This is a genomic window from Comamonas sp. F1-6 (assembly GCF_039581415.1).
Taxonomy (GTDB): domain Bacteria; phylum Pseudomonadota; class Gammaproteobacteria; order Burkholderiales; family Burkholderiaceae_C; genus Comamonas; species Comamonas thiooxydans.
On sequence record NZ_JBCPWN010000008.1, the window covers coordinates 176,820 to 202,256 of the forward strand.

General features: G+C 62.1%; 22 protein-coding genes and 1 pseudogene. 13 read left to right on the forward strand and 10 right to left on the reverse strand.

What is annotated here, in order from left to right:
* Window positions 1-19: 19 nt before the first annotated feature.
* Genes AAIL66_RS11025 through AAIL66_RS11040 form a run of 4 tightly spaced genes read right to left on the reverse strand, consistent with a single transcriptional unit; the run spans window position 20 to window position 3,058 of the window.
* Window positions 20-724 carry a hypothetical protein gene (locus AAIL66_RS11025; protein ID WP_034406219.1) on the reverse strand — a complete coding sequence of 235 codons (705 nt, stop codon included), beginning with the start codon at window positions 722-724 and terminating at the stop codon, window positions 20-22.
* Window positions 721-1,710: an MlaD family protein gene (locus AAIL66_RS11030; protein WP_034359242.1), complete on the reverse strand. Its 990-nt coding sequence runs from the start codon at window positions 1,708-1,710 to the stop codon at window positions 721-723. Before AAIL66_RS11030 ends, AAIL66_RS11025 begins: the two co-directional genes overlap by 4 nt.
* Window positions 1,711-1,723: 13 nt before the next feature.
* Window positions 1,724-2,527 (reverse strand): ABC transporter permease, encoded by an 804-nt coding sequence (locus tag AAIL66_RS11035; protein WP_003077169.1) that lies wholly within the window; start codon window positions 2,525-2,527, stop codon window positions 1,724-1,726.
* 57 nt (window positions 2,528-2,584) lie between these two features.
* Window positions 2,585-3,058, reverse strand: a complete 474-nt coding sequence (locus AAIL66_RS11040; RefSeq protein WP_034395549.1) for a Cd(II)/Pb(II)-responsive transcriptional regulator — start codon at window positions 3,056-3,058, stop codon at window positions 2,585-2,587.
* 39 nt (window positions 3,059-3,097) lie between these two features.
* Between AAIL66_RS11040 and AAIL66_RS11045 the strand changes: the two genes are divergently transcribed.
* From AAIL66_RS11045 to AAIL66_RS11080, 8 genes are all read left to right on the forward strand, one after another.
* A complete protein-coding gene (locus AAIL66_RS11045) occupies window positions 3,098-5,245 on the forward strand; it encodes a cation-translocating P-type ATPase (RefSeq protein ID WP_343496746.1) in 2,148 nt (715 codons plus the stop codon).
* 104 nt (window positions 5,246-5,349) lie between these two features.
* A complete protein-coding gene (locus AAIL66_RS11050) occupies window positions 5,350-5,811 on the forward strand; it encodes a hypothetical protein (RefSeq protein WP_034395542.1) in 462 nt (153 codons plus the stop codon).
* 115 nt (window positions 5,812-5,926) lie between these two features.
* Window positions 5,927-6,286 carry a hypothetical protein gene (locus AAIL66_RS11055; RefSeq protein WP_343496747.1) on the forward strand — a complete coding sequence of 120 codons (360 nt, stop codon included), beginning with the start codon at window positions 5,927-5,929 and terminating at the stop codon, window positions 6,284-6,286.
* A complete protein-coding gene (locus tag AAIL66_RS11060) occupies window positions 6,283-7,728 on the forward strand; it encodes a TolC family protein (protein WP_059440433.1) in 1,446 nt (481 codons plus the stop codon). Before AAIL66_RS11055 ends, AAIL66_RS11060 begins: the two co-directional genes overlap by 4 nt.
* A 1-nt stretch (window position 7,729) precedes the next feature.
* The gene (locus AAIL66_RS11065; protein WP_343496748.1) at window positions 7,730-9,136 is read left to right on the forward strand and encodes a copper oxidase; all 1,407 of its coding nucleotides are present in this window, start codon (window positions 7,730-7,732) and stop codon (window positions 9,134-9,136) included.
* 15 nt (window positions 9,137-9,151) lie between these two features.
* On the forward strand, window positions 9,152-9,634 hold the full coding sequence (locus AAIL66_RS11070; protein ID WP_034381182.1) for a cupredoxin family protein: 483 nt from the start codon (window positions 9,152-9,154) through the stop codon (window positions 9,632-9,634).
* Between the two features lie 19 nt (window positions 9,635-9,653).
* Window positions 9,654-10,142: a DUF411 domain-containing protein gene (locus AAIL66_RS11075; protein ID WP_343496749.1), complete on the forward strand. Its 489-nt coding sequence runs from the start codon at window positions 9,654-9,656 to the stop codon at window positions 10,140-10,142.
* A gap of 24 nt (window positions 10,143-10,166) precedes the next feature.
* Entirely contained in the window at window positions 10,167-10,535 is a 369-nt protein-coding gene (locus AAIL66_RS11080) for a copper-binding protein (RefSeq protein WP_003063394.1), read from the forward strand.
* Window positions 10,536-10,592: 57 nt separating this feature from the next.
* On the opposite strand, the gene AAIL66_RS11085 is transcribed toward AAIL66_RS11080, so the two are convergent.
* Together AAIL66_RS11085 and AAIL66_RS11090 are read right to left on the reverse strand one after the other, a co-directional pair.
* On the reverse strand, window positions 10,593-11,102 hold the full coding sequence (locus tag AAIL66_RS11085; RefSeq protein WP_343496750.1) for an ankyrin repeat domain-containing protein: 510 nt from the start codon (window positions 11,100-11,102) through the stop codon (window positions 10,593-10,595).
* A 1-nt stretch (window position 11,103) separates the two neighbouring features.
* Window positions 11,104-12,081, reverse strand: coding sequence for an SMI1/KNR4 family protein (locus tag AAIL66_RS11090; RefSeq protein ID WP_343496751.1), 978 nt, complete (start codon window positions 12,079-12,081; stop codon window positions 11,104-11,106).
* Window positions 12,082-12,146: 65 nt separating this feature from the next.
* On the opposite strand from AAIL66_RS11090, the gene AAIL66_RS11095 reads away from it, so the two are divergent.
* On the forward strand, window positions 12,147-13,349 hold the full coding sequence (locus tag AAIL66_RS11095) for a leucine-rich repeat-containing protein kinase family protein (protein ID WP_343496752.1): 1,203 nt from the start codon (window positions 12,147-12,149) through the stop codon (window positions 13,347-13,349).
* A 3-nt stretch (window positions 13,350-13,352) separates the two neighbouring features.
* Here AAIL66_RS11095 and AAIL66_RS11100 read toward each other — a convergent pair whose 3' ends face one another.
* Both AAIL66_RS11100 and AAIL66_RS11105 read right to left on the reverse strand, forming a co-directional pair.
* Window positions 13,353-14,195 carry a MetQ/NlpA family ABC transporter substrate-binding protein gene (locus AAIL66_RS11100; protein WP_034381178.1) on the reverse strand — a complete coding sequence of 281 codons (843 nt, stop codon included), beginning with the start codon at window positions 14,193-14,195 and terminating at the stop codon, window positions 13,353-13,355.
* Between the two features lie 206 nt (window positions 14,196-14,401).
* Complete coding sequence (locus tag AAIL66_RS11105) at window positions 14,402-15,238, reverse strand: MetQ/NlpA family ABC transporter substrate-binding protein (protein WP_343496753.1); 837 nt, start codon at window positions 15,236-15,238, stop codon at window positions 14,402-14,404.
* A 162-nt stretch (window positions 15,239-15,400) separates the two neighbouring features.
* On the opposite strand from AAIL66_RS11105, the gene AAIL66_RS11110 reads away from it, so the two are divergent.
* Window positions 15,401-16,438, forward strand: a complete 1,038-nt coding sequence (locus AAIL66_RS11110; RefSeq protein ID WP_343496754.1) for a P1 family peptidase — start codon at window positions 15,401-15,403, stop codon at window positions 16,436-16,438.
* Here the strand turns inward: AAIL66_RS11110 and AAIL66_RS11115 are convergent.
* The gene (locus tag AAIL66_RS11115; protein WP_343496755.1) at window positions 16,435-18,738 is read right to left on the reverse strand and encodes a DUF1631 family protein; all 2,304 of its coding nucleotides are present in this window, start codon (window positions 18,736-18,738) and stop codon (window positions 16,435-16,437) included. The genes AAIL66_RS11110 and AAIL66_RS11115 overlap by 4 nt on opposite strands.
* 48 nt (window positions 18,739-18,786) lie before the next feature.
* Complete coding sequence (gene ettA, locus AAIL66_RS11120; protein WP_003063408.1) at window positions 18,787-20,448, reverse strand: energy-dependent translational throttle protein EttA; 1,662 nt, start codon at window positions 20,446-20,448, stop codon at window positions 18,787-18,789.
* A 264-nt stretch (window positions 20,449-20,712) separates the two neighbouring features.
* Here ettA and AAIL66_RS11125 point away from each other — a divergent pair, with 264 nt between their 5' ends.
* The 3 genes and pseudogenes from AAIL66_RS11125 (at window position 20,713) to AAIL66_RS11135 (ending at window position 25,390) form a co-directional block, all read left to right on the forward strand.
* Window positions 20,713-22,539, forward strand: a complete 1,827-nt coding sequence (locus AAIL66_RS11125) for a DEAD/DEAH box helicase (protein WP_034406197.1) — start codon at window positions 20,713-20,715, stop codon at window positions 22,537-22,539.
* A 213-nt stretch (window positions 22,540-22,752) separates the two neighbouring features.
* The gene (locus AAIL66_RS11130; protein WP_059440426.1) at window positions 22,753-24,489 is read left to right on the forward strand and encodes a M14 family zinc carboxypeptidase; all 1,737 of its coding nucleotides are present in this window, start codon (window positions 22,753-22,755) and stop codon (window positions 24,487-24,489) included.
* Between the two features lie 87 nt (window positions 24,490-24,576).
* Window positions 24,577-25,390: pseudogene (locus AAIL66_RS11135) on the forward strand (IS5 family transposase).
* Window positions 25,391-25,437: the final 47 nt, after the last annotated feature.

The following is a 25,437-nucleotide window of genomic DNA, read 5'->3' on the forward strand; positions in this document are numbered from 1 at the left end:
AATCCGGTGGCCGGCCTATTCACTTGGGTGCGGATGTCTCCAGAAGCTTCAGCCGACGCTGCAGCTGCGCCTGCTTTTCCACATCGCCGCCCTGCTGCGCTGCCTTGAGTTGCAGCAGAAGCCAGGCCATCAAAGGCCTGCGCCAGCCTTGCTCCGAAGCAGTATCGACGCCTTGCCGCAGTAGGTCAGGCACCGCAGCGCCGCCACGCAGCAGCACACCCGCAGCCACCAGTCTCGATAGCGGATCCTTGATCTCAGCCGTAGCGGCTACACCTGTTCCACCGCCGAGCAACTGCCGCGCCACGCCGCGCTGCGCCTCGGGCAAAAGCTCTATATCACCGGCTTGCGGACTCGCCTGCAGATAGCGGGCATAGGCTTGCTCTGGCTTGCCCGCATCCTGCGCCAGCGCCTCATAGGCCGGGCAACTGTTCCAGTCCAGGCTGGCCACCTGCGCCGCGCAGCGCATCAGCTCCAGCTTGGCGGCCTGCGCGGGCTGGCCGGTGCTGGCCACGGCATCACGCGCCTTCTGCCACTGCAGCGCCTCCACGCGCTGATGCCCCTGCAAATAGGCCTGAGTAGCTTTTTGCGCCGCAGCTTCGGCACTCAAGGCCCAATCCGGTGCCGGGGCTTGGTTGCCACAGGCCGAAATCGCTATGACGGATATAGCAGCCAGCGCTCTACCCCATTGGCCTAGAGTCTGTTTTTTCTTGATTTTTTGCGTCATGGCAGCTTCAACTCCGGCTTGTGGGAAAACGGCCATTTACGCTGCAGATCGTTGAGCACGGACTCCAGCCTCAGCAGATTGCTTTCGACCTCGGCGCGCAGCGCACCCAGGTCGGTCGAGGCCTCGCGGGCATTGCTGCCCACCACCTGCATATCGGCCAGTACGGCATCGACCTTGGCCATGCTTTTGCGCGTATCGGCCAACAAGCCGTTGAGCTGCTCCATGGTGGCCTTGACCTGGGGCATGACGCCATTCGCATCGAAGACCTGGCTGTCGGCGCGCGCCACCATGCGGTCCATGCGTCCGAGCAGGGAGTTGGCGCGCTCCAGCATCTGGCCGACCTTCTTCGCTTCCTCGTCGCTGCCCAGCACCGCTCCGAGAACCCCGCCCTGGCCCTGCATGCGCTCGGCCAGCTTGCGCACTTCGGCCAGTGATCCGCCCAATGCCGAATCCGTGGCGGTCAGTGCAGCCACATTGGCCAGCACCTCCTTGGCGGAATTGATGATCTGGGGCAGCTCTGCCGTGGCGTCGCCGCTGAGCACGGGTCGCACGGAATCCGGCGGCAGCGGCGCATCGTCCAGCATGCCGGTATAGGCCTTGATGGTGGTACCGCCCACCAGGCCCTTGACCAGCGTGAACACGCTGGACTGGCGCAGCCAGTGGGCATCCTTCTCGGTCACATCGACCAGAATGCGAACCGAGCCGTCCTTGGCCAGCTCTATCTTGCGCACGCGGCCTATGGGAAAGCCCGAGAAGGTCATGTCCATGCCCACGACCACGCCTTCGGAGTCATCGGCCGTCAGCACCAGACGCTGCGTGGGCTCGAACACCCCGCGCGCATAGAGCAGATAAGCAGCAGCACTCAGAATCAAGACCAGGGTCAGCGCCAGCAGCGCGGCTGCCTTGGCGCGCAGGTGCGCGACGGGTTTGAGGCTGAGCAACTCCTCGTCAATCAGCTGCTCCTCGGCCATACGCGTTTCGCTCATGGCTCCATCCTTTTCAGTAATAGTTGCCCATGAGCGAGATCACCTCGATCAGGAGCAACACGGCAAACATGCGTGCAAAGCCACCCAGCTCCGCCCCGCCCTGCCGGTGCCGTGCAACCGGCGTGTACATGGCAGAGGCCAGCGGCATGACGGCCACCGTGAGGCTGAAAAACCAGGTCTTGAGCACGAACACCAGCGTCAGCGACGGTGTGAAGATCTGACCAAAGATGCGTGTGTACGCACCAAACCCGGCCAGGCTGAAGCCGTAGACGCTCAGATACACGGTGACCAAGGCCACGATGCAGCTGAGTGCGGCCAGTGTGATGGCGGCAAACACGCCCGCCGCCGCACGCGGCACCAGCGCCGCACGGACGGGGTCAATGCCTTGCGTCTTCCACTTCGCGAGCTGGCCCTGCATACGCATCTGCACCACCTGCACGCCGGCTGGAATGGTGCAGCGCATGGCCACAAACAGTGCGGCCGTCAGCGGTATCAGCTCGATCACCATCACCCGCACCACCAGATCCAGTGCATAGCGCGACAGGCCGTAACTTTGTGCGGTGACAATGACGATGCGCGCAATCACCGCACACAGCAGGGCCGCCAGCGCGGTAAAGCCTGTGAGTATGGGAGCGGTCTGCGCAAACATCTGCTGGGCCAGCATGGCCCGCCCGCGCTTCTGGTAGCTCGACGGCGAGCTGACCAGCACCAGCAGCACGGCTGTCAGATAAATGCTGCGCCACCACGCCAGGGCCTGCGCGCCCAGCGCGGCCCAGATCCGCCCCGGCAGCTTGATGGTGGTTTCACTCCAGCTCATGCAGGAATGATAGCGTCCACTTCAGGGTACGGGCGCAGCCTCCACGGTTGCCGCCTGTCAGACATGGCGCTTTGCCGCAGCACTGCCCTGCAAGCCTTCGGGCAAGGGCTCATCGGCCTGGGCATGCAAGGCTTCGATGATGTGGCAAAAGCTGTCCGAGCCGTCGCACTGGCTGCGCAGTTGCATCAGTTCATGCTCCAGAGCCTGCAGCTCGGCCAGTCGCTCGCGCACATGGCCCAGATGGGCGTCCAGGGTCTTGTTGGCTGCCACGCAATCTGCCTTGCGCGCACCATCGAGCGCCAGCAGGGTGCGCACTTCGTCAAGCGACATATCCATGGCCCGGCACAGCCGGATAAAGCGCAGCCTGTGAACATCGCCATCGGTGTAGAGCCGGTACTGGTTGTCCTCACGCACGCCGGGCGAGAGCAGTTGCTCCTTCTCGTAATAGCGGATATTGGCCGCGGCAATGCCGGAGCGCTTGGCCGCCTCGCCAATGCGCCAGCGCGGAATATCGTGCGAATTGAGGGACATGCTTGACCTTGAAGTGACTTTATTGTTTTCAATACTGCCATGAAGCAAGAAAGCCTGTCCACCCACGCCCATGGCGGCGGCCACAATGGTCATTCACATGATCACGATCATGCACATCCGCATGAACATGTGCCAGCCACGTCGAAACCTATTGCCGCCACAGCCACATCGGCCTGCGGAACCGGATGCTGTGCACCGTTTTCCATCAACGAGCCAGCCAAGAGCCAGGCTCACGATGAGGGTGACGGTCATGACCATGCTCACGACCATGGCGTGCTGCCCGGCTGGCCGCGCATCTATGCCGCTCTGGCGGCAGCTCTGGCGGCAGAGGCCTGCCACTGGTTTGGTGGCGACGACGCCAACTCGACGCTTCAATATCTGGGCATGGCACTGGCCGTGCTGGGTATCGCGTTGTCGGGTCTGGGGATCTACAAGGCCGGCCTCAAGGATCTGCTGCGCTTCAAGCTCGGAATTCATGCACTGATGGCGGTGGCCGTCACCGGCGCCTTCATCATCGGCCAGTGGCCCGAAGCCGCCATGGTCATGGCCCTTTATGCTGCGGCCGAGCGCATCGAAGACCAGGCCATGGACAAGGCCCGCCTGGCCATCCGCAATCTGCTGCAACTGGCGCCAGAGACCGCCGATGTTCTGCAGCCCGACGGCAGCACTGTGCGCATGGCCGCCAACGAGGTGCCCCTGGGCGCCGTGCTGCGCGTGACGCCCGGCGCTCGCGTGCCGCTGGACGGTCTGGTCACCGAAGGTGAAAGCTCGGTCAACCAGGCTCCCATCACGGGCGAGAGCGCGCTGGCGCACAAAGGCCCAGGCGACGAACTGTATGCAGGCTCCATCAACCAGGACGGCGAGTTGCACTTGCGTGTAACCGCGCCGGCCAGCGACAGCCTGATTGCACGCATCGTCCATGCTGTGGAGCAGGCGCAGTCCTCCAAGGCTCCCACCCAGCGCTTTGTCGACCGCTTTGCCGAGATCTACACCCCGATCGTGCTGGTGCTGGCGATTGCCCTGGGCCTGCTCGCGCCCTGGCTGCTGGACTGGAGCTGGCATCAGGCCGCTTACCAGGCTCTGGCCCTGCTGGTCATCGCCTGCCCCTGCGCCCTGGTGCTGTCCACCCCCGTCACCGTGGTCAGCGCGCTCACGGCTGCTGCCAAGCGCGGTATTCTCATCAAGGGAGGCAGCGCACTGGAATCGGCCCGCCAGCTCAAGGCCATCGCACTCGACAAGACCGGCACGCTGACCACGGGCTCACCCAAGCTGGTGGACTGGCAGGGCTGGAATGCTGCGAGCAGCGATGAAGCCGCAGCCCGCGCCTATGCTCTGGCATCGCGCTCTGACCACCCCGTATCGCGCGCGATTGCCCAAGGGCTGGAGGAGCAGACAGGCAAGGAGCTTGCCGAAGCTCAGGCCTCGGCTCAGCAATTGCAGGCCCTGCCCGGCCGCGGCGTGCAGGCCCAGATCGACGGTGAACGCTGGACGCTGGCCAATCTGCGCTGGGTGGGCGAGCAAGGCTGGGACAGTGCCGAGCTCCAGGCCGCGCTGATGCTGCAGGAGCAACAGGGCCGCACCGTCACCCTGCTGGCCAATGAGCAGGGCGTGCAGGCGCTGTTTGCCGTGGCCGACCCGCTGCGCCCGCAGGCCAAGGCGGCCGTGGCCCAGTTGCAATCGCTTGGCGTCAAACCCATTGTGCTCAGCGGCGACAACAGCGCCACCGTGCGCACGGTGGCCGCAGAAGCGGGCATCAGCGATGCGCGCGGCAATATGCTGCCCGAGGACAAGCTCAAGACCCTGAGCGAGCTGCAGCGCGACATCGGCCCAACGGCCATGACCGGCGACGGCATCAACGACGCGCCGGCGCTGGCCCAGGCCGATATAGGCTTTGCCATGGGCGGCATGCATGCCACCGACATGGCCATGGAGACTGCCGATGTGGTGCTCATGAACGACGACCTGCGCCGTATCCCCGAGGTGGTCGATCTCTCGCAGCGCGCTCACAGCGTGCTGTGGCAGAACATCAGCCTGGCCCTGGGCATCAAGCTGGCCTTCTTCATTCTGGCCGTCAGCGGCAATGCCAGCATGTGGCTGGCCGTGCTGGCCGATATGGGCGTGAGCCTGCTGGTGGTCGCCAATGGCCTGCGCCTGCGCCATTGGGGGAACAGGCCTGAAAACACATGAAATTCGACCTTAACCCTTGATGGGAAAGCGCAAGCAGCTATCTAATTTACGATTTACTGCACCGGGCGGGGAACTAAACCCCGCCCTTCGCTATCATTCAGCCCATGCGTCGCTTTTTCTCCTTGTTCCTGGTTTTGCTGCTGGCCCTGCGCGGCCTGGCAGGCGATGCCATGGCCATGGAGCAGAACACCGACCAGTCCCATCACATGGGACATGCGTTTGTGCAGACGCAGAGCCTGGACGAAGTGGCCGCCATGGCAGCCGCTGTGCACCACGCGCATGCAAGCCTCGCGGCCGACGCACAGCCGCATCACGACATGGCCGCGTCCCACAAGGCAGGCCCTGCAGGGACCGTCAACTGCAGCGCCAATGCCGCCGACAGCGACTGCCACCAGCATGAAGGCCATTGCACGGCCTGCGGCATCTGCCACTCGACGCTGGCCAACCCCGAGTTGCTGACGCTTCACTCCAGCCTCCCCCTGGCCGCCCAGCCGGCCCATGGTGCAGCGCGCTTTGCCAGCGCAGCGCCTGCCGACCTCGTCAAACCACCGATTTCTGCGCTCTGACGCCATAGGTGCGTCCGCATTTTGATAGCGGCCATCGCGCTAGCTGTCTAGTTTCGAGCCGTCAAACGCTCAAAACTGCGGACCTTCTCCCGGTTTTAGACGACAGGAATCCTCTATGCGCCACGCGCATCCTCTTTCTTTGACAGCCATGGCTTTGCTCATGACCGGCGTCAGCCCGCCAGTCCTGGCCCAGACGCCTGCGTCGACTCTCCCGGTGGCCCAATCCCCAGCCAACGGCAACCGCGTTTTCGATCCCGATGCTCCCACGCTGGCGCTGCAGCACCAGCCACTTGCCGCCAGCGCGGCCATCGTCGCCCAGCCCGGTGACTGGAAGGCCGCCAATGCCGCGGTGAGCGAGTTCCCGCGCGGCCATGGCGATGTGCTCAGGTGGGAGAAATCCCAGGGCAATGCCTCCGGCCCAGCCCCGGACAGCGGTGCTTCCGCACATCAGCACCATCACGGAGGCCATCCATGAAGCGCCTTGCATTCAAAGCCACGCCTTTGCTCGCCGCAATGTCACTCACACTTATGCTGGCCGGCTGCGCCAGCATCTCGCCCGACGGACTGCGCGGCGACGTGGCCAGACATACCGAAGGCAGGCTGCCCGCGGGTGCACAGCTGCCGTCGCCGGACGCCCAGGCCCTGCAGGATGCGCAGACCCAGATTGCCGACTGGCTCAAAGCCCCTGTCGATGCCGACACCGCCGTGCGCATCGCCCTGCTCAACAACCCTGGTCTGCAGGCCCAGCTGGCTGCGCTCGGCATTGCCGACGCGCAGCGCGTGCAAGTGCTGACCCTGCCCAACCCCAGCTTTACCTTCGGCCGCTTTCGCAACGGCCACGAGCGCGAGATCGAGCGCCAACTCAGCTTTGGGCTGGTGCAGCTCATCACCCTGCCCTGGCGCAGCCGCTGGCAGGGCTGGCAGATGGAACAGGCCACGCTGACGGCCGCCCAGCAGGTGCTGCTGCTGGCCTCCGACACACGCCGCGCATGGCTGCGCGCCGTGGCAGCCGAGCAAGCCCTGGCCGCCAACGAGCGCATGCACGAGGCAGCGGCCCTGGGCGGCGAGCTGGCCCGCCGCATGGCCCAGGTCGGCAACTTCAGCAAGATGGACCAGGCCAGAGAGCTGGCCCAGCAGCAGCAGGCCGCCGCCCAGCTGGCACGCGCGCGTCTGAACGCCCAGCTGGAACGCGAGCAGCTGGCCCGCCGCATGGGCCTGTGGGGCGAGCAGTTGGCCTACAAGCTGCCCGAGCAACTGCCCGCCTTGCCCAAAGCCACCGAGCTGCGCGGCGGCGATGACGCCGAAGCCACCGCCTTGCGCCAGCGGCTGGATCTGGGCGCTCTGCGCCGCGACCTTGATGTGACCGCCGGCCGCCAGGGCTGGGCCACGATTGGCACCATCTTTGGTGATATCGGCGCCAGCTACAGCAACAACACCAGTACTGAACGCGCCACCGGCCACAGCGACAAGACGCAAGGCTGGGAGTTCGACGTGCCGCTGCCGCTGTTTGACTGGGGCTTTGCCGCGCGCGGCATGGCACGCAACCAGGTTCTGCGCAGCGCATCGCTGCTGCGCGACAACGCCATACGCGCACGCAGCGAAGCCCGCAGCAACTGGCTGGCCTATCGCACGGCTTACGACCTGGCCCAGCAGCAGCAGGCCGAGGTTCTGCCCTTGGCCAAGCTGATGCAGGAAGAAACCGTCTACCGCTACAACGGCATGTTCATGAGTGTGTGGCAACTGCTGGCCCAGGCCCGCAGCACCACGCAAGCGGTGGTGACCGCCACCGAGGCACAGCGCGACTTCTGGCTGGCCGAGACCGATCTGCGCCTGGCCCTGACAGGCACATCGCCAGGAACCACCCCCACCGTCAACACCAGTGCAGCGCCCGCTGCACAAGCCGCAGCAGGTCACTGATATGCAACGCCGATCCTTTTTCACTGGCGCTGCCACTGCAGTGGCAGCCGCCACAACCTCAATGGCCGTCAGCCGGGTTGCCATGGCGGCCCTGCCCGAACCCGTCATGCAAGGCAGCGCCGACACGGCTGCGCCTTTGACGCCGCCCAACGGTCGCCCCTACCAACCCGTGGTCACGCTCAACGGCTGGACCACGCCCTGGCGCATGAATGCGGGCGTCAAGGAGTTCCACCTCGTGGCCGAGCCCGTGGTGCGCGAGGTGGCGCCCGGATTTTTCGTCAATATGTGGGGCTACAACGGCCAGTCGCCGGGCCCCACGATCGAGGTGGTGGAAGGCGACAAGGTGCGCATCTTCGTCACCAACCGCCTGCCCGAGAGCACCACCATCCACTGGCATGGCCAGCGTCTGCCCAATGGCATGGACGGTGTGGGCGGTCTGAACCAGCCCCACATCCCGCCGGGCAAGACCTTCGTCTATGAGTTCGAGGCGCGCCGCCCCGGCACCTTCATGTACCACCCGCATTCGGATGAGATGGTGCAGATGGCCATGGGCATGATGGGCTTGTGGATCACCCACCCCAAGACAGCCCACCCGCTGACCGACAAGGTGCAGCGCGACTATGCCTTTCTGCTCAGCGCCTATGCGGTCGAGCCCGGCACCATGACACCGCGTATCAACGAGATGACGGATTTCAATATCTGGACTTTCAACAGCCGCGCCTTCCCCGCCATCAGCCCACTGGTGGCTCGTCAGGGCGACAAGGTGCGCATCCGCGTGGGCAACCTGACCATGACCAACCACCCCATCCATATCCACGGCCATGAGTTCGAGGTTACAGGCACCGATGGCGGCCCCGTTCCAAAGTCCGCCCGCTGGCCCGAGGTGACGACGGATGTGGCCGTGGGTCAGATGCGCCAGGTCGAATTCATTGCCGACGAACCCGGCGACTGGGCTTTCCACTGCCACAAGAGCCACCACACCATGGGCGCCATGGGTCACGACGTGCCCACCATGATCGGCGTGGACCACCGCGGCCTGGTGGGCAAGATCCAGAAGATCGTGCCCGACTACATGCTGATGGGCGAGCGCGGCATGGGCGATATGGGCGCCATGGAAATGCCTTTGCCCGACAACACCTTCCCCATGATGACCGGCCAGGGCCCTTACGGCCCCATCGAAATGGGCGGGATGTTCACCAGCTTCAAGGTACGCAAAAACCTGGGTGCCAACGACTACAAGGACCCCGGCTGGTACCAGCAGCCCAAAGGGACCCGTGCCTATGAATGGCAGGGCGCACCTTTCGATGCCAAGGCCCCCCGCCAGAGCACGCCCGGCACCGCTCCTGGTGCCGCCACCGTACGCAAACCCGAAACCGGCCCCGCCACGGGTGCACACACCCAGCACTGATGCCAGGAGACTCCCATGAAGACTGTTCATTTCATAGCTGCCTGCGCTTTGGCAGCAAGCGTCAGTGCAAGTTTTGCGCATGGAAACAACGCCCATGCCAGCGGTCCCGTAGTCAAGGAGCAAAAGCCCTGGGGCATTGCTGCCGAGACCAGGGAGGCCCAGCGCACCATCACCATCGAGATGACGGACGACATGCGCTTCAGCCCCAGTCATTTCAGCGTGAAAAAGGGCGAAACCCTGCGCCTGCGCGTGGTCAACAAAGGCCTTCTCATGCACGAGATGGTGCTGGGCACCCGGGCATCGCTCGATGAGCACGCGCAGATGATGCTCAAGTACCCCGGCATGGAACATGCCGAACCCTATATGGCCCATGTGGCCACAGGCCAGACCGAAGACATGGTGTGGAGCTTCAACCGCGCAGGCGAATTCGACTTCGCCTGCCTGATCGCCGGCCATTACCAGGCCGGCATGACGGGGCATTTCACCGTCACCGAATAACGCAAGAAAGGAATTCCCGATGACAAGCACCAACCGCCGCCACGTCCTGCATCTGCTGGCCGCCGCTGCCGGCATGGCTGCGCTGCCTGCAATGGCAGCCACTCCTGCCAAGATTGCCATGGAGGTCTGGAAAGACCCGAACTGCGGCTGCTGCAAGGACTGGATTGCCCTGATGGAGCAGGCTGGCTTCACCGTCAAGGTGCACGACGTGGGCAACAGCGCCGTACGCGCCAAACTGGGCCTGCCTACCCGCCTGGGTTCTTGCCATACCGCCCTGGTAGGCGGTTATCTGGTCGAAGGCCATGTGCCTGCCGCCGATGTGCACAAGCTGCTGAAGCAAAAACCCAAGGCGCTGGGCATCGCCGTACCGGGCATGCCCATCGGCAGTCCCGGCATGGACGGCCCCGAGTACGGCGGCCGCAAAGACCCCTACGACGTGCTGCTGGTCACCCAAAGCCTGATGCGCAGCGATGTCAGCACCTCGGTCTTCACCAGCTATCGCGGCTGACCCCCCTCAATTCAGGAGAACATGATGAGAAACCTCTTTCACACCACTTTGGCAGCCCTGAGCCTGGGCTTTGCGCTGACCACTCCCGCTTTGGCGCAGGATCACTCGGCACACGCCGGTCACGGCGCAGCAGCCGGCACTTCTGCAACCGCACCTGCAGCTCAGGCCGATGCATTGACCGCCGGTGAAATCACCCGCGTGGACAAGCGCACAGGCAAGCTGACGATTCGCCACGAAGAAATCAAGAACCTGGACATGCCTCCCATGACCATGGTGTTTGCGCTGGCGGACGCCAGCCAGTCCAACGATTTCAAAGCCGGTGACAAGGTGCTGTTTCGCGCCGAGGACAAAGATGGCTCGCTGATCATCACCCGCATCCAGCCAGCGTCCTGATGCAGTCCCGCCGTTAAAGCGATGACGATGCCATGCAAGCATGGCATCGTCATCCCGTCACAACCCCGTGGATGTCACTCCCGCATGGCCTGCCACGCGCTCCAGTACATCCCCGGGCACATCACGACCGCTGTGCACCAGCAGATCAAAGGCATTGCGACCCTGGGCATCTCTGCGCCGAAGATCGACCCCGGCCGACCAGAACCAGCGCACAGCCTCCCACACACCATGGTCCACGGCCATCAGATACGGGGTTCGGCCCTTGTCATCCCCGGTCCTGTCGAGGTCGCTCCCCGCTTGCAGCAGCACTTGCAGCATCTCTGTGCGCCCGTTGAAGGCCGCCCAGGCGGTGGCGGTCATGCCCGTTGCCAGACTCACCTGATCCAGCGGACTGCCTTGCTCCACCAGCCATTGGGCCGCGGCATCGTTGCCGCAATTGAGGGCAGTGATCAGCGCATTGAGACCTGTGCTCTTTTGCACATAGGCTATATCGTCACCGTCCCTCAGGCGCCACTCCAGCGCAGCAATATCGCCTTTTTCAGCGGCCTTGAGCAGTTTCATACTCATTTCAGTACATCCATTTCCTGATCAGCGCCCGCCCAAAGCGCTTTTCCAGCAGCACTTCGGCCTGCTCATCGCCATCATCCCGCCCCTGGGCCACGGCATGACTGCGGCATAGCGACATCAAGGCCAGCGCGTCCAGATAGTCGCCCACATCGTCGAACATACGGGTCAGCAAGGGGCTGCTGTCATGGTCCAGATACCAGACAGAGCCATCGCGGCGGTCAAAGCACCAGAGATTGCCATTGCCCAGGTAGTCCCCGAACACCACCAGCTCACTCAACTGCGCGTTCAAGGCCAGCGCCTGTTCCGGCGCACTCATCTCCACAATATCGGCGATGCCCGGAAACACGACTTGCACCGAACCGATGGCATCCATGTCTGCATCCGGCGCCACCAGATCAAAGCACGGACTCAGCAAGCGCTCGGCCCAGTCCAGCACACCGAGCTGCAAAAGATAGTCACGCAAGGACTCGGGCAGATTGCAACCCAGGCGCCATTCGCACAGGCGCAGCTCGGCCCGGCTGAATGGCCTGGCTTGGGCGGGCTCTTCATCCATCCAGGCATGAGCCTGCAGGCCTTGATACCAGTGGGCCAGCCGCTGATCGAGCGAAGCATCGGCGGGCTGCCAATACGGCTCGGGCAGGTCGGCCTCATCCCACACATCATGGTTTTCTACAAAGCGCTGGCTGCGCCCGAACTCGGCCTGCAAAAAACGAGACCATGCCACCGCGTCCGAGGGTGAAGGCCAGTGCATCTGAGCGAGCACCGCCACCGGCATCCAGGGCTTATGGCCCATGCGCGGCGCCTCATTCGCATCACGCACCACAAAGCGCAAGGCAGGCTGTTTCAGCAGATCTGCTGCCGGGGACTGATGTGGCGCATCAAGCTGGGCAGCGGCATCGGCAGGCAGATCCACCCAGTCGCTCAGCGCGAGTTCGGGCAATGCCTGCACCAGCGCAGGCAGGTCTTTGAAGATTTTCATGCAGGCATTCCGTGCATTGTGTGTTTTAGGTGCATGGGGTGCGTAGGGCTTAGACTGCGCGTCCTATGTTGACGCTAGAGCAGTTTCACTCCGGGCTGGCCAATGGTTCACTGGCCCGCGCACACCATATCAGGCTCTGCGATGGGCTGACCGAGTTCCCCGCCGCGCTGTATCAGCTGGCCGAGACGCTGGAGATCCTCGATCTGTCGGGTAACCGGCTCAGTACCCTGCCCGATGATCTGACGCGCTTTGCGCGGCTGCGCATTCTGTTTGCCTCGAACAATCCGTTCAGCGAACTGCCCCGCGTGCTGGGCCGCATGCCGCAACTTGAAATGGTGGGCTTCAAGGCCTGCCGCATCGCGCATGTGCCAGAGGAGAGCCTGCCGCCGCGATTGCGCTGGCTGATTCTCACGGACAACCGCGTGCAGCGGCTGCCCGAATCCATGGGCCGATGCACGCGCCTGCAAAAACTCATGCTGTCGTGCAACCAGCTGAGTCAGTTGCCCCAGAGCCTGGAGCATTGCCAAGCGCTGGAGTTGCTGCGCATTGCAAGCAACCGTTTCGAAGATGCTCCCGAAGTCATCTTCCGGCTGCCTCGCCTGGCATGGCTGGCGTTGGCAGGTAACCCAATGACTCAAAAACAGGAGCTGGATACGATTTCAGGGCATGGGATTGAGCCCATTTTCTATCAAAATCTGCAAATCACCGGCAAGCTGGGCGAAGGCGCCAGCGGCCATATCTACCGCGCCAGCCTCAACGGGCAGGATCTGGCACTCAAGGTTTTCAAGGCCGCCCAGACCAGCGACGGCACGCCGCAATCCGAACTGGCGGCAGGCATTGCGGCAGGACAGCACCCTCATCTGCTGACGCCGCTGGCGCAGGTTCTGGGCGCTCCTGACGGACAAATGGCCACGGCCCTGCCCCTGCTGGATTCAGCCATGCAGCCGCTGGCCGGGCCGCCCAGCTTCGACAGCTGCACACGAGATGTCTATGACCCCGAACTTCGCCTGCAAGCCGACCAGGCCCAGCAGCTGCTGCAAGGCATACGTTCTGCCATCACCCATCTGCACGGCCGTGGTCTGCTCCATGGAGATCTGTATGCCCACAATATCCTGTGCAATCTGCAGACCGGGCAGGCCGTGCTCAGCGACTTTGGCGCCGCCGCGCTTTTGCAAGGCCTGCCCGAAACGCAGCAAGCGCAGCTGCAGCAGATCGAGCTGCGTGCGCTGCGCCACCTGGAAAACGAGGTTCAGGCTCTTGTCGGCTGAGTCTTATTGCAAGAATGCGGGCTTGGCATAACCCGCAAACTTGCTGTCCACCACGCCCTTGAACTCGGCGGACTTGTAAGCTGCAGCCAGATCCTTGGCCCATTGCGCATCCTTGTCCTTGGTCTTGACGGCCACGATGTTCAGATAATGCTCGGGCGTTTTTTCCAGCAGCACCGAGTCCGACAGCTTCAGGCCCGAGGAAATCGCAAAGTTGCCGTTGATGATGGCGTACTGTGCATCATCAAGCGCGCGCGGCAGATGAGCCGCATCCAGGGGCACGAGCTTGATCTTCTTGGGATTGGAGGCCAGATCCAGCTCGGACACGCGCAGCGGGTTCACGCCTTCCTTGAGCCTGACCAGCCCCGCCTGCTGCAGCAGCAGAATGCCCCGAGCCAGATTGCTGGCGTCGTTGGGCAGGGCAATGCGATCCCCCTCCTTCAGGTCGGCCAGACTTTTGCGCTGCTTGCTGTAGACGCCCATTGGGGCAATCGGCCCCTGTACCAGGGCCGTCAGATCAAGCTTGCGGTCGCCCTTGAACTGGTTGAAATAGACCTCATGCTGGAAGAAGTTGGCATCGAGCGAGCCATCGGCCAGGGCCAGATTGGGCTGCACATAGTCGTTGAACTCCACCAGACGCACCTTGTAGCCCTTTTTCTGCAGGATGGGGACGATGCCGTATTGCAGCTGATCAATGTTGGAGCCTGCCGTGCCGCCAATCACCAATTGCTTTTTGCCCGCGTCCTGGGCCGCCGCCGGCAAGACGCCCATGACCAGTGCAGCGCCTGCCAGCAAAGTGGTGGCCAGAAGACTGCGGCGGCGCCGTGCCACGGAAAAAAGATGGGTCATGCTTGCTCCTCGTTGATGTACTGTGTTTTGATATCAAAGGTCTGACTCTGCATCCATGCAGAGGCCTTTGCAGTATCCAGACAGGGAGAGCAAATTCCAACCAATAAAAACCCATGCTCTTATTTGCTTTTCATCTAAAACCAGCAAATCCACGGGCATGAAAAAAGGGCCGCATCGCGGCCCTTGGCGTCTTCAGTCCAACCCCATCACTTCAGGAAAGCAGGCTTGGAGTAGCCGAGGAACTGGCTGTCCACCACGGCCTTGAACTCTGGCGAGCGGTAGGCAGCGGACAGATCCTTGGCCCACTGGCTGCTTTCGTTGCCGGTCTTCACGGCCACCACGTTCAGGTACAGATCGGGAGTCTTTTCCAGCACCACGGCCTCGCTCAGCTTCAGACCCGAAGAGACGGCAAAGTTGCCATTGACCACCACATAGTCGGCGTCTTCCAGCACACGCGGCAACTGGGCTGCCTCCAGCGCCACAAACTTGAGCTTGTGGGGATTAGCGGCCAGATCCAGCTCGGAGATACGGGCCGGGTTCACCCCTTCCTTGACCTTGACGAGGCCTGCCTGCTGCAACACCAGCAATGCACGCGCCAGGTTGCTGGGGTCATTGGGCAGAGCCACCTTGGCGCCACTCTTGATATCGGCCAGAGACTTGTGCTTTTTGCTGTACACACCCATGGGTGCCACCGGGCCCTGGGCAATCGCAGTCAGCGCCAGCTTGCGATCCGTGGTGAACTGATCGAAATAGGCACGGTGCTGGAAGAAATTGGCATCCAGCGAACCGTCGGACAGCGCCAGATTGGGCTGCACATAGTCGTTGAACTCGATCAGCTTGATCTGGTAGCCCTTTTTCTGCAACTGGGGCACTATGCCTTTTTGCAGCAGGTCGTAATTGGAGCCGGCGGTGGCGCCAATCAGCAGGTTCTTCTTGGCCGGGTCCTGCGCCAGAGCAGGTACACCGGCAGTCGCCAGCAATGCTACTGCGACAGTGGCCAGAACGGCACGGCGGCTGGCGGCAAAAGAAAAATGGGCGGGCATGGATCTCTCCTGGAATTGGATGCACGTGGGCAGCACGGCTCTCATTTGTTTACCGAGCTGCAACAATGTGAGCAAGTATGACCCCTACACGGGCAAACCCTAAAGAATAAAAAACCATCTGTTTATCCATAAAAATATATAAGAAATACAAGGAGTACTGGCATGAGCGCTTTTTCAACCATTGAGGATCTGCTCGCGCACGAAGGCCATATCGGCCGTGTGCAGGGCATTTCCGTGGGCCATTTCAGCGACTCGCGTCGCCCCACGGGCTGCACCGTCGTGCTGTGCCCCCAGGGTGCCGTGGGCGGTGTCGATGTGCGCGGCGCAGCCCCTGGCACGCGCGAGACCGATTTGCTGCACCCCAGCAATCTGGTGCAGGAGGTCCACGGCATCATGCTGGCCGGCGGCAGTGCCTGGGGGCTGGACGCAGCCACAGGGGCCGTGCGCTGGCTGGAAGAGCAAGGTGCCGGCCTGAATATCGGCGTGGGCCGGATTCCGCTGGTGCCGGCAGCCGTGTTGTTTGACGTGATGATGGGCGATATGCGTATACGCCCCGATGCTGCGGCCGGCTATGCCGCCTGCCGGAATGCGGGGCCGGACTCCGGCACCGGGCGACCCGCCGAAGGCAGCGTAGGCGCTGGCGCTGGCGCCGTGGTGGGCAAGGTCTTCGGCCACGAGCGCGCCATGAAGGGCGGCATAGGCACGGCCAGCTTTACCGTCGATGGCGTCACCGTAGGAGCCATCATTGCCTGCAATGCGCTGGGCGATGTATTCAACCCCTTCAACGGTGAGTTGCTGGCCGGGGCACGCACGGCAGACGGCCTGCAATTGTGCGGCACCCGCGATGCCTTGCTGGCGGGCGAAGAGCCCAGGCCGATTCTGGCCGGCAGCAACACCACGATAGGCGTCGTAGCGACCGACGCCGCTATCACCAAAGCCCAGGCCCACCGCCTGGCCGTGGTAGCCCATGATGGCCTGGCACGTGCCATCAACCCCGTGCACACCATGAGCGATGGCGACAGCCTGTTTGCCCTGGGCACGGGCCGCAGCGGAAAATCGCCGGGAATGATGACGCTGAGCACCTTGGCGGCCGAAGCCGTGGCCATAGCCACCGCACGCGCCGTCTTGCTGGCTCAATCGGTACAGATCGAAGGCCAGACGACACTACCCAGCCACCGGGATTTACGCGCAAGAAGCTAGGCCATCGCCTCAAGTCGCCGCAACTGCCCCTGTGTCAACAATTTATCGCGCATGCGGCGCGTCATGGACTGGGTGCTTCCGTCTTCGGCGGTAAACAGAAACAGGCTTTGCTGCGGGCTGACCCAGGTGAGCTTGGTGCGCAGCTGCTGGCGCTCGTTGCACAGCTCCACCCAGGTGCCCAAAGGCCATTCGGCAACATCAGCAGGCTTGCTCTGCCCCATGGATGCATGCGTCGGCATGGGAGCAGAAACAACTGCTTCAGTCTCGTCCAATGGAGCACTGACTATCTTTTGCGGCGCTGTGGTCTTGAAGACAGGTCCTGAGGAATGGGTTGCAGCCTGAACCTGCGCCTCTCGCATCACGGCCACTGATGGCGGATCCTCGACTCTGTCGGTCAGTACCGGCAAGGTGATATCCAGTCCTGCGCGCACGGTTTCTGAGGCGCCATCCAGCCCCGCCAGCACGCTGGGCAGTTCACCAAGTACATCCACCCCGGCAAATTCGTCGGAGCCGGACTGGCCCGCAGCCTCGGCCGCATCCAATACCCGCTGCTGAAGGCTTCCCAGCCGGGCCGCCAGTGCGGCGATTTCGACATCCGTGCGGCCCACGCTGCGCAAGCCTCGCGCCAGGCGGCGCTGCAACTTGGGCGCCATGGCCACCAGCCGCGTCACATCCTGAGCGGCCTGCGGCGACACGCTCCACAGCAGGCTGGGCACCAGCGCCAGATAGCCACCCGGGTCGCGCTCCTGCCCTGGTTCGGCCCGCTGCTGTGCCTGGGCAATCACACCGGCCCACGGGCCGGTCACAAAATCCAGAATATCTTCAGGCACACCCTTGGCACTGGGCAAGCTGCGAATCATCTGCGCCAGTTGCAGGGCATCGGGCTTGGTCTGCTCGATGGCGCTCACAACTTGACGATCGACCAGCCCCAGCGCCGAGCTCATCAGCCCTTGCCGCGTGGAATGCTCGACTTCGGTATGCTGGCTCAGCGCCGCAATGCGGCTCATACGACCTTCCGGCGGCCACTGCTCGCGCACAAATTGCAGCACTCGGGCAAATACATTGGCATTTGCCTGCCCTGCACTAGCCAACTGGTTCGCCGCAGCCTCTGCCACGGTGATGAAGTGGGCAAATCCCAGAGCAGATTCGCTGGCAAACCAGAGACTGCGAGCCGTCAGCTCGTCCAGCAACTGCCGTGCCGGGTGCAAGCGATCTTCAAAGAAAACACCGTCTTGCGCCACCAACTGGCTCAACATGGGTTCAAGCCGCAACAAGACCCGCTGCACCGGCGGCAGCAGGCGGCCGTCGCTGGTCATATGGCTCATCATTCGCTGCAGCGTGCGTATCTGAATCAGAGCACTGGGCGCCTGACTGGGCTGTGGTGCGCGCAATCCCCTCAGAGCACTGGGTACCCAGGGTTGTTGCGAAGTCTGCAGCGCATTGGCCGAATACGAAGTCCAGCCTGGCTCCAGCCCCGAATCTTGCACAGGCGCGATAGAGGCCGGCTCGGTCGCCGGCCAACCCGCCAGCATGGAGTCCGTCAGCGACTGGGGCACGGTGCAGCGCGAATCATCAATCCAGCGCAGATCTGAGGCCAACTCCTGCAACAGCCGCAAGGTCAACAGGCATTGAGGCCGGGTGTCACCGTCCGCGCCATAGCGAGCAGGCTGCACGCCATGCTGGCGCAGCAAATTGGCAGCACGGGAATATTCAGAAGCCAGAATCGAGCCCAGCTGCTGCGACATGAATTCATGCCAGCAATCGGCCACTTCCGTGGCGGGCTGAACAGCCGTCAACGACTGGCTCAAAGCGCGTACATAATTCTCCAGCCGCAGCGGATTGCACTCTGGCCGAGCGGATTCAAGCCCCTGAGCGCCGCTCATCAACGCATCCAGATCGGCCAGCGCCAGCTCGACCTGGGGCTCGACCATCTGCACCAGCTTGTGCTCGGCCTTGAGCTGGCGGCTGGCCGACTCGGCCATGGCCGCCAATGGCAAAAGCCGGCCAGTGACAGTATCCAGCGTCTGTGCAGAAAAGGAAAAAGGTTGGCGCGCTGACAGTACCAGCGCCTCCAGCAAATTCTGCGGGAAGCTGCTGATCACCGAGGCCCGGTGCTGCTGCAGGTTATGCAGCGCAGCGCCGAGCACATCGCGCCTTACAGAGTGGGAACCCGTCGAAAGCGATTGCTCCAACGCATATTCGGTGCGCTGCAACAATCGCAGCGCGAATGCATCAGCGCCACGCACCACCTGGACAAGGCAGGTGCGCAGCACGGAAACGGATGCATGTGCGAGGCTCATAGCCCCTAAGAATACCCGCTCCAGCCGATGCTGGAGACATTTTGATGCTTACTTCAACGCCTTGTAACGCATGCGCTTGGGCGCAGCACCTTCCTCACCCAGTCGTTTCTTCTTATCGGCTTCGTACTCCTGGTAGTTGCCGTCAAAGAATACCCACTGGGAATCGCCTTCGGCGGCCAGGATATGCGTGGCAATACGGTCCAGGAACCAGCGGTCATGCGAGATGACCATCACGGTACCGGCATATTCCAGCAGCGCGTCTTCCAGCGCACGCAGGGTTTCCACGTCCAAGTCATTGGAGGGCTCGTCCAGCAGCAGCACGTTGCCGCCTTGAATCAGCGTCTTGGCCAGGTGCAGGCGACCGCGCTCGCCACCGGAGAGGTTGCCGACCTTCTTTTGCTGGTCTTGGCCGTTGAAGTTGAAGCGGCCCGCGTAAGCGCGCGACGCCATGGTGAACTTGCCCACGGTGATCATGTCCAAACCGCCGGAGATGTCTTCCCACACGGTCTTTTCGTTGGCCAGTTCATCACGGTGCTGGTCCACAAAGGCCATCTTCACGGTCTGGCCGATATCCACCGTACCTGAATCAGGCTGCTCCTTACCCGCTATCAGCTTGAACAGAGTCGACTTACCAGCACCATTCGGTCCGATGATGCCGACGATGGCACCAGCGGGAATGTTCATCGAAAGGTTGTCGATCAGCATGCGGTCACCAAAGGACTTGGAGACATTGGTGAACTCGATGACCTTGGAGCCCAGACGCTCGGCCACAGGAATGAAAATTTCCTGTGTTTCATTGCGCTGCTGGTATTCGTAATCGCTCAGCTCTTCAAAGCGCGCAATACGGGCCTTGGACTTGGCCTGACGACCCTTGGCATTCTGGCGCACCCACTCCAGTTCCTTCTTCAGGGCCTTGGCACGTGCTTCTTCGCCCTTTTGCTCGGCTTCCAGGCGGTTGCCCTTCTGGATCAGCCAGTCGGAGTAGTTGCCCTTGTAGGGAATGCCGTGTCCACGGTCCAGTTCCAGAATCCATTCGGCCGCGTTGTCGAGGAAGTAGCGGTCGTGGGTAATGGCCACCACGGTGCCGCTGAAGCGGTGCAGGAACTGCTCCAGCCAGTCCACGGACTCGGCATCCAAGTGGTTGGTCGGCTCGTCCAGCAGCAGCATGTCAGGCTTGGACAGCAGCAGCTTGCACAGGGCAACGCGGCGCTTTTCGCCACCGGAGAGCTGCCCCACGATAGCGTCCCATGCCGGCAGGCGCAGTGCATCCGCAGCGATTTCCAGCTGATGCTCGGAGTCCGTTCCCGCAGCAGCGATGATGGCTTCCAGCTCACCTTGCTCGGCAGCCAGGGCGTCAAAGTCCGCATCTTCTTCTGCGTAAGCGGCGTACACCTCTTCCAGACGAGCCTTGGCATTGTTCACCTCGGCCATGGCTTCTTCCACAGCCTGGCGCACGGTGTGTTCGGGATTGAGCTGAGGCTCCTGGGGCAGGTAGCCGATGGACAGGCCCTGCATGGGGATGGCTTCGCCTTCATACTCCTTGTCCACACCGGCCATGATCTTCAACAGCGAAGACTTGCCCGAGCCGTTCAGACCCAGCACGCCGATCTTGGCGCCGGGGAAGAAACTCAGGGAAATGCCTTTCAAGATCTGGCGCTTGGGCGGCACCGTCTTGGTCAGCTGATTCATCGAAAAAACGTATTGAGCCATGTCCGAATTGCTTTGAGTTACTTGGATTTATGCAAAAAAGTGTGCCGCTTTACACGGCAATCAAACCATGATTATCAGTGCATGCGACAATACCCCTCGCAACAGGCGTCCAGTTGCCTGCTGCAGCAGCACTTCAGCTGGGGACAAAGGAAGCGTTTCCAAGCTCCCAACACGCAAACTATATCTGCCTACAACTGGCCAGGCACCCCACGGGTGCCATGACAGGCTGATACCCCGCGCCCAGGATTGGCGCAATTGATCACAATGACATTTGAAGAACTGAATCTGGCACCCGCCATTCTGAAGGCCGTACAAGAACAGGGTTATGAAAACCCGACTCCCATTCAGGCACAGGCCATTCCTCTGGTTCTCGCCGGGCACGATCTGCTGGCCGGCGCCCAGACCGGTACCGGCAAGACTGCCGCCTTCACGCTGCCCATGTTGCAGCGCCTGGCAAGCGGCACAGCGCCCAAGAACAAGTTTGGCGGCAAGGGCATCCGCACTCTGGTGCTGACCCCTACCCGCGAACTGGCGGCCCAGGTGGAAGAAAACCTGCGTAGCTACGCCAAATATCTGGACATTACCTCCACCGTGATTTTTGGCGGTGTCGGCATGAAGCCGCAGATCGCACGCATCGAAAAAGGCGTTGACGTTCTGGTTGCCACGCCAGGCCGTCTGCTGGACCTGGCTGGTCAGGGCTTCATGGACCTGTCCACCGTCGAGATGCTGATCCTGGACGAGGCCGACCGCATGCTGGACATGGGCTTCATCCATGACGTCAAGAAGGTTCTGGCTCTTGTGCCCAAGGACAAGCAAAGCCTGCTGTTCTCTGCCACCTTCAGCGATGAAATTCGCGAGCTGGCCAATGGTCTGCTGCGCAACCCCCAATCCATCCAGGTCACGCCGCGCAACACCACCGTGCAGCGTATCAAGCAGGTCATCCACCCCGTGGGGCGCGGCAAGAAAAAGCAGGTGCTGCTGCACATCATCCAGGAAAACAACTGGAGTCAGGTGCTGGTGTTCACTCGCACCAAGTTTGGCGCCAACAACGTGGCCGAGTACCTGACCAAGAACGGCGTTTCCGCCATGGCCTTGCACGGCAACAAGAGCCAGAGCGCCCGTACTCAGGCCTTGGAAGGCTTCAAGACAGGCGAACTGCGCGCGCTGGTGGCAACCGATATCGCGGCACGCGGCATCGACATTGATGAACTGCCCAATGTGGTGAACTACGAGATCCCCAATATCTCGGAAGACTATGTACACCGTATCGGCCGTACCGGCCGTGCCGGCCGCGAAGGCAACGCAGTCAGCCTGGTCTGCATGGACGAAGAAGGCTTCATGATGGATATCGAGCGCTTTACCAAGCAGGAGATTCCGGTGCAGCCCATCGAAGGTTTTGGTCCTGAAGAAGGCGAAATCGCCGAGCCCATCGCCATGGGCCGACAGACCCTGTGGGGTGGCGCTGGCAAGCCTCCCAGCCGCGATGTAATGCAGGCAGCTGCCAAGGCAGCCCGCCAGGAAATGATGGAGCGTATCCGCTCCAACAAGACTCCCAATGGCAGCCGCGGTGGTCGCCGTCCTGCTGCAGATGCCCAGCAAGGCGAAGCAGAAGGTGAAGCACAGCAACGCCCCGCACGCCAGCACAAGCCTCGCAGCAACAGCCGCGTCAACAGCCAGCGCGGCCAGGGTCAGCAAGCAGTGGAACGTGGCGAACGCAACTCCGATCGCAGCACCGAGCGCAGCAACTCGTTTGGCCAAAGCGACCGCGCTCCACGCCCCCAAGGCAATAGCGATCAACAGCGAGCCCCCAAACGCGGCGGCGCCCGCCAGTTCGGTGATCGTGAGCGCGGCAACCGCTACGACGACCAGCCCCCCCGTGCCGATGCGCACCTGGGTACGCAGCAAGGCCACGCCCGCCACAACGGCGCGCGCGGCAGCAACGCTGGTGGCCAGCCAGATCCTATGCGCACCAGCGTGGACAGCATGGCCGACCGTGGTCGCCGTGGCGGCTTTGGCGGCGGTCGTGGTGGCTTTGGCGGAGGCAATCGCGGTGGCAACCGTGGGGGCTTTGGCGGCGGTTACGGCCGTTAATCCACGGCGTCTATGGCTGAAGGTGTGAAATCACCTTCAGCCCAACCTCCTGAAGGGCTGCAATCTCCAATATTGCAGCCCTTCTGCTTTTTCCAGCTGCAGCATCGCTGCGCGCTGACAGCCGACAGCAAGCCAGCCGACCTAATATGGGTTCCAGATGTGCGAAGCTCGAGCTTTCGCTCTTGGCATGTTCTTTTTATCTGCGTTGAACTTATGACATTTCTTACCAAGCCTGTTTTCTCTCATGCCAAGCGCACGCAGTCCGTCTGGACCCAAAGCATGCTCAAGCTGACGACAGTGGGCTCGGCAGTGCTGTTGACGGCCTGTGCCAATGTGCAGCTGCCGCCCTGGACTGGCATGTCAGGCCCGGCACCGGCCCCAACCCCTTCCGCAGCAAGTTCTCCTGCCGCCCCTTCGGTGATCAGCCAAGCGGTTGCCCCTACGCCACAGCTGACAGCCCTGCCCTATAACCCGGCCATCGAGTCTCGCTTTACCGACCCCACCACTCTTTATGACACACCGGGTCTGGGTAGCGGGCGACAACAGTTCAGCACGCAGACAGAAATTTCTGCATGGCTGCAATCAATGAGCAGCAAGGCCGGTAACGGCTCGCAACTGTCCACCGTCACTATCGGCACCTCTCAAAGAGGGCTACCGATTCAAGCACTTATTGCGACTCAGGGCCAAAGCACCCAGGCAACAGCCATCAACAGCAGCGGCAAACCCACCGTGCTTTTGGTCGGCGGCCAGCGTGGCGACGAACCCGCCAGCACTGAGGCCCTGCTGGTCGTCGCACGCGAACTGAGCCAGGGCGGCCTGCTGGCGCCCTTGCTGCAGCAGACCAACATCATCATCGTACCCCGGGCCAATCCTGATGCGGCAGGCACGGCCAGCCACGTCACAGCAGATGGCACAGACCTCGTTCACGATCATTTGCTGCTGAGCACTCCGGAAGCACAGGCCCTCGCCCGCCTGACCCGTAACTACCGGCCTGCAGCTGTGATTGATCTACGTGAATTTCCAGCAGCTGGCACGTTGCTGCAGAAATTTCAGGCCGTGCAGCGCTACGACGTACTGCTGCAACCCGCTGCCACGGCCAATGCACACGAATTTGTCAACAAGGCAGCGCGAGAGTGGTTCAGTCAACCCATACGCAACGCTCTCAAGCAGGCAGAGCTCAGCAATGAATGGTTTTTTCAGCCCAGCGCTCAGCCTGAGGACAAATCAATGTCCATGGCCGGTTTGACTGCCGACACTCTTGCCAACACCAGCAGTCTCAAAAACTCTGTCGCTCTGCTGATAGCCAGCCGCGGCTCCGATCTGGGGCGCCTGCACATTCAGCGCCGCGTGCACAGCCTGGTCACTGCGGCAACTGCAGCACTGCGAGCCACGGCCGAGAAATCAAAAAACCTGAAGCAGGTCGAATCCTTTGTGTCCCGCGACATTTCCGCTCTCGCTTGCCGCAACACCCTGACCATCCAGGCCAAACAAACACCTGAGCAGCGCACCATCCGCATGCTGCAGGCCGAATCCGGCCAGGAAATCGAAGCCCGTGTGGACTGGAATTCATCGCTGAACATAAAGCCCGAACAAAGCCGTCCCCGCCCATGCGGTTACTGGCTGTCGGCTGACTCAGGGCGAGCCGTCGACCGTTTGCGCCTGCAGGGGGTGCAAGTCATGCAGATTGCAGAATCTGGTCAGATGCTGGCAGAAAACTACACCCCATCCCGTACCGTCAGCAACACCCCTGTGCTGACACGTGGCGCCATTGAAGCGCCAATGGGCAGCTACTACATCACCCTCAACCAGGCAAAAGCGCATTTGGCGACTGCAGCCCTCGAGCCTGACACACCTTTCAGCTATGTAAGCAAAAGCCTGATTACTGCCCCCACGGACATTGCACGCGTCGTCGCCGCACCATCGGTCGTTTTTGAAGAAGAAATGGAATGAAAATATAGAGGCAAGATCGCAGAGTCTTAAGAGTGGCTAACACTACTTGGTCAGAGCCCCCGCAAAGCAGTTATGCTCGCTGCCCTCATGGCACGACGACCCGTAAGCAAAGAACTGTGGCGACAGCTACAACCCCTTATCCCAGCCTTCGTGCCTTCTGCCAAATGCGGTGCGCGCAAGCTCGCAGTCAGCGACGAAGCTGCCCTCAACGGCATCCTGTTCGTTCTGCAAACAGGTATCCCATGGGAAGAGCTTCCCTAATCCCTTGGTTACGGCAGCGGCATGACTTTCTGGCGGCGCTTGCGCGACTGGAATACCGCTGGCGTCTGGGAGCAGTTGCACCAGGCCATGCTGACTCGCTTACGTGAACATGACCAGATCGATTGGAGCCGGGCCAGCATTGATGGCTCCTCAGTACCAAGCCCCCGGGGGGCCAGGAAACGGGCCCTAACCCCACGGACAGAAGCAAGCTCGGTTCCAAGCGACACATCGTTGTAGATGCCAGAGGCATCCCGTTGGTGATCTTGGTCAGTGAGGCGGGGCGAACCGGCACGATTCCAAAATGTTCAAGAAGTGCGTGGACGCGATTCCTGCGATTGCAGGCTTGTCAGGGCGTCCCCGTAAAAGACCATCGAAACTGCACGCTGACAAAGGCTACGAATTCAAGCGATGCCGAGACCACCTAAGGCAGCGGGGCATCATCGGCCGGATTGCTAGGCGAGGCGTTGAGAGTAGCGAGCGACTGGGCAAGCATCGCTGGGTGGTGGAGCGGACGCACAGCTGGTTTGCAAGTTTTGGCAAGCTGCGAATCCGTTTTGAAAGACGACTGGATATCCACGAGGCGCTGCTGAAACTGGTAGCAGCGATCATCTGTGCGCGCTTCGTGGATCGGTGGTGTTAGCCACTCTAAATGCACTCTGCAGCACACTGTTGATGCAGAAGCAAAAA

Excerpts from the sequence above, each read along its gene's own strand:
- AAIL66_RS11030 (WP_034359242.1), bottom strand. The coding sequence starts at position 1,710 with ATGAGCGAAACGCGTATGGCCGAGGAGCAGCTGATTGACGAGGAGTTG.
- AAIL66_RS11085 (WP_343496750.1), bottom strand. The coding sequence starts at position 11,102 with ATGAGTATGAAACTGCTCAAGGCCGCTGAAAAAGGCGATATTGCTGCG.
- AAIL66_RS11060 (WP_059440433.1), top strand. The coding sequence starts at position 6,283 with ATGAAGCGCCTTGCATTCAAAGCCACGCCTTTGCTCGCCGCAATGTCA.
- AAIL66_RS11075 (WP_343496749.1), top strand. The coding sequence starts at position 9,654 with ATGACAAGCACCAACCGCCGCCACGTCCTGCATCTGCTGGCCGCCGCT.
- AAIL66_RS11035 (WP_003077169.1), bottom strand. The coding sequence starts at position 2,527 with ATGAGCTGGAGTGAAACCACCATCAAGCTGCCGGGGCGGATCTGGGCC.
- AAIL66_RS11040 (WP_034395549.1), bottom strand. The coding sequence starts at position 3,058 with ATGTCCCTCAATTCGCACGATATTCCGCGCTGGCGCATTGGCGAGGCG.
- AAIL66_RS11090 (WP_343496751.1), bottom strand. The coding sequence starts at position 12,081 with ATGAAAATCTTCAAAGACCTGCCTGCGCTGGTGCAGGCATTGCCCGAA.
- AAIL66_RS11095 (WP_343496752.1), top strand. The coding sequence starts at position 12,147 with ATGTTGACGCTAGAGCAGTTTCACTCCGGGCTGGCCAATGGTTCACTG.
- AAIL66_RS11045 (WP_343496746.1), top strand. The coding sequence starts at position 3,098 with ATGAAGCAAGAAAGCCTGTCCACCCACGCCCATGGCGGCGGCCACAAT.
- AAIL66_RS11055 (WP_343496747.1), top strand. The coding sequence starts at position 5,927 with ATGCGCCACGCGCATCCTCTTTCTTTGACAGCCATGGCTTTGCTCATG.
- AAIL66_RS11100 (WP_034381178.1), bottom strand. The coding sequence starts at position 14,195 with ATGACCCATCTTTTTTCCGTGGCACGGCGCCGCCGCAGTCTTCTGGCC.
- AAIL66_RS11070 (WP_034381182.1), top strand. The coding sequence starts at position 9,152 with ATGAAGACTGTTCATTTCATAGCTGCCTGCGCTTTGGCAGCAAGCGTC.
- AAIL66_RS11025 (WP_034406219.1), bottom strand. The coding sequence starts at position 724 with ATGACGCAAAAAATCAAGAAAAAACAGACTCTAGGCCAATGGGGTAGA.
- AAIL66_RS11115 (WP_343496755.1), bottom strand. The coding sequence starts at position 18,738 with ATGAGCCTCGCACATGCATCCGTTTCCGTGCTGCGCACCTGCCTTGTC.
- AAIL66_RS11050 (WP_034395542.1), top strand. The coding sequence starts at position 5,350 with ATGCGTCGCTTTTTCTCCTTGTTCCTGGTTTTGCTGCTGGCCCTGCGC.
- AAIL66_RS11125 (WP_034406197.1), top strand. The coding sequence starts at position 20,713 with ATGACATTTGAAGAACTGAATCTGGCACCCGCCATTCTGAAGGCCGTA.
- AAIL66_RS11105 (WP_343496753.1), bottom strand. The coding sequence starts at position 15,238 with ATGCCCGCCCATTTTTCTTTTGCCGCCAGCCGCCGTGCCGTTCTGGCC.
- AAIL66_RS11065 (WP_343496748.1), top strand. The coding sequence starts at position 7,730 with ATGCAACGCCGATCCTTTTTCACTGGCGCTGCCACTGCAGTGGCAGCC.
- AAIL66_RS11110 (WP_343496754.1), top strand. The coding sequence starts at position 15,401 with ATGAGCGCTTTTTCAACCATTGAGGATCTGCTCGCGCACGAAGGCCAT.
- ettA (WP_003063408.1), bottom strand. The coding sequence starts at position 20,448 with ATGGCTCAATACGTTTTTTCGATGAATCAGCTGACCAAGACGGTGCCG.
- AAIL66_RS11130 (WP_059440426.1), top strand. The coding sequence starts at position 22,753 with ATGACATTTCTTACCAAGCCTGTTTTCTCTCATGCCAAGCGCACGCAG.
- AAIL66_RS11080 (WP_003063394.1), top strand. The coding sequence starts at position 10,167 with ATGAGAAACCTCTTTCACACCACTTTGGCAGCCCTGAGCCTGGGCTTT.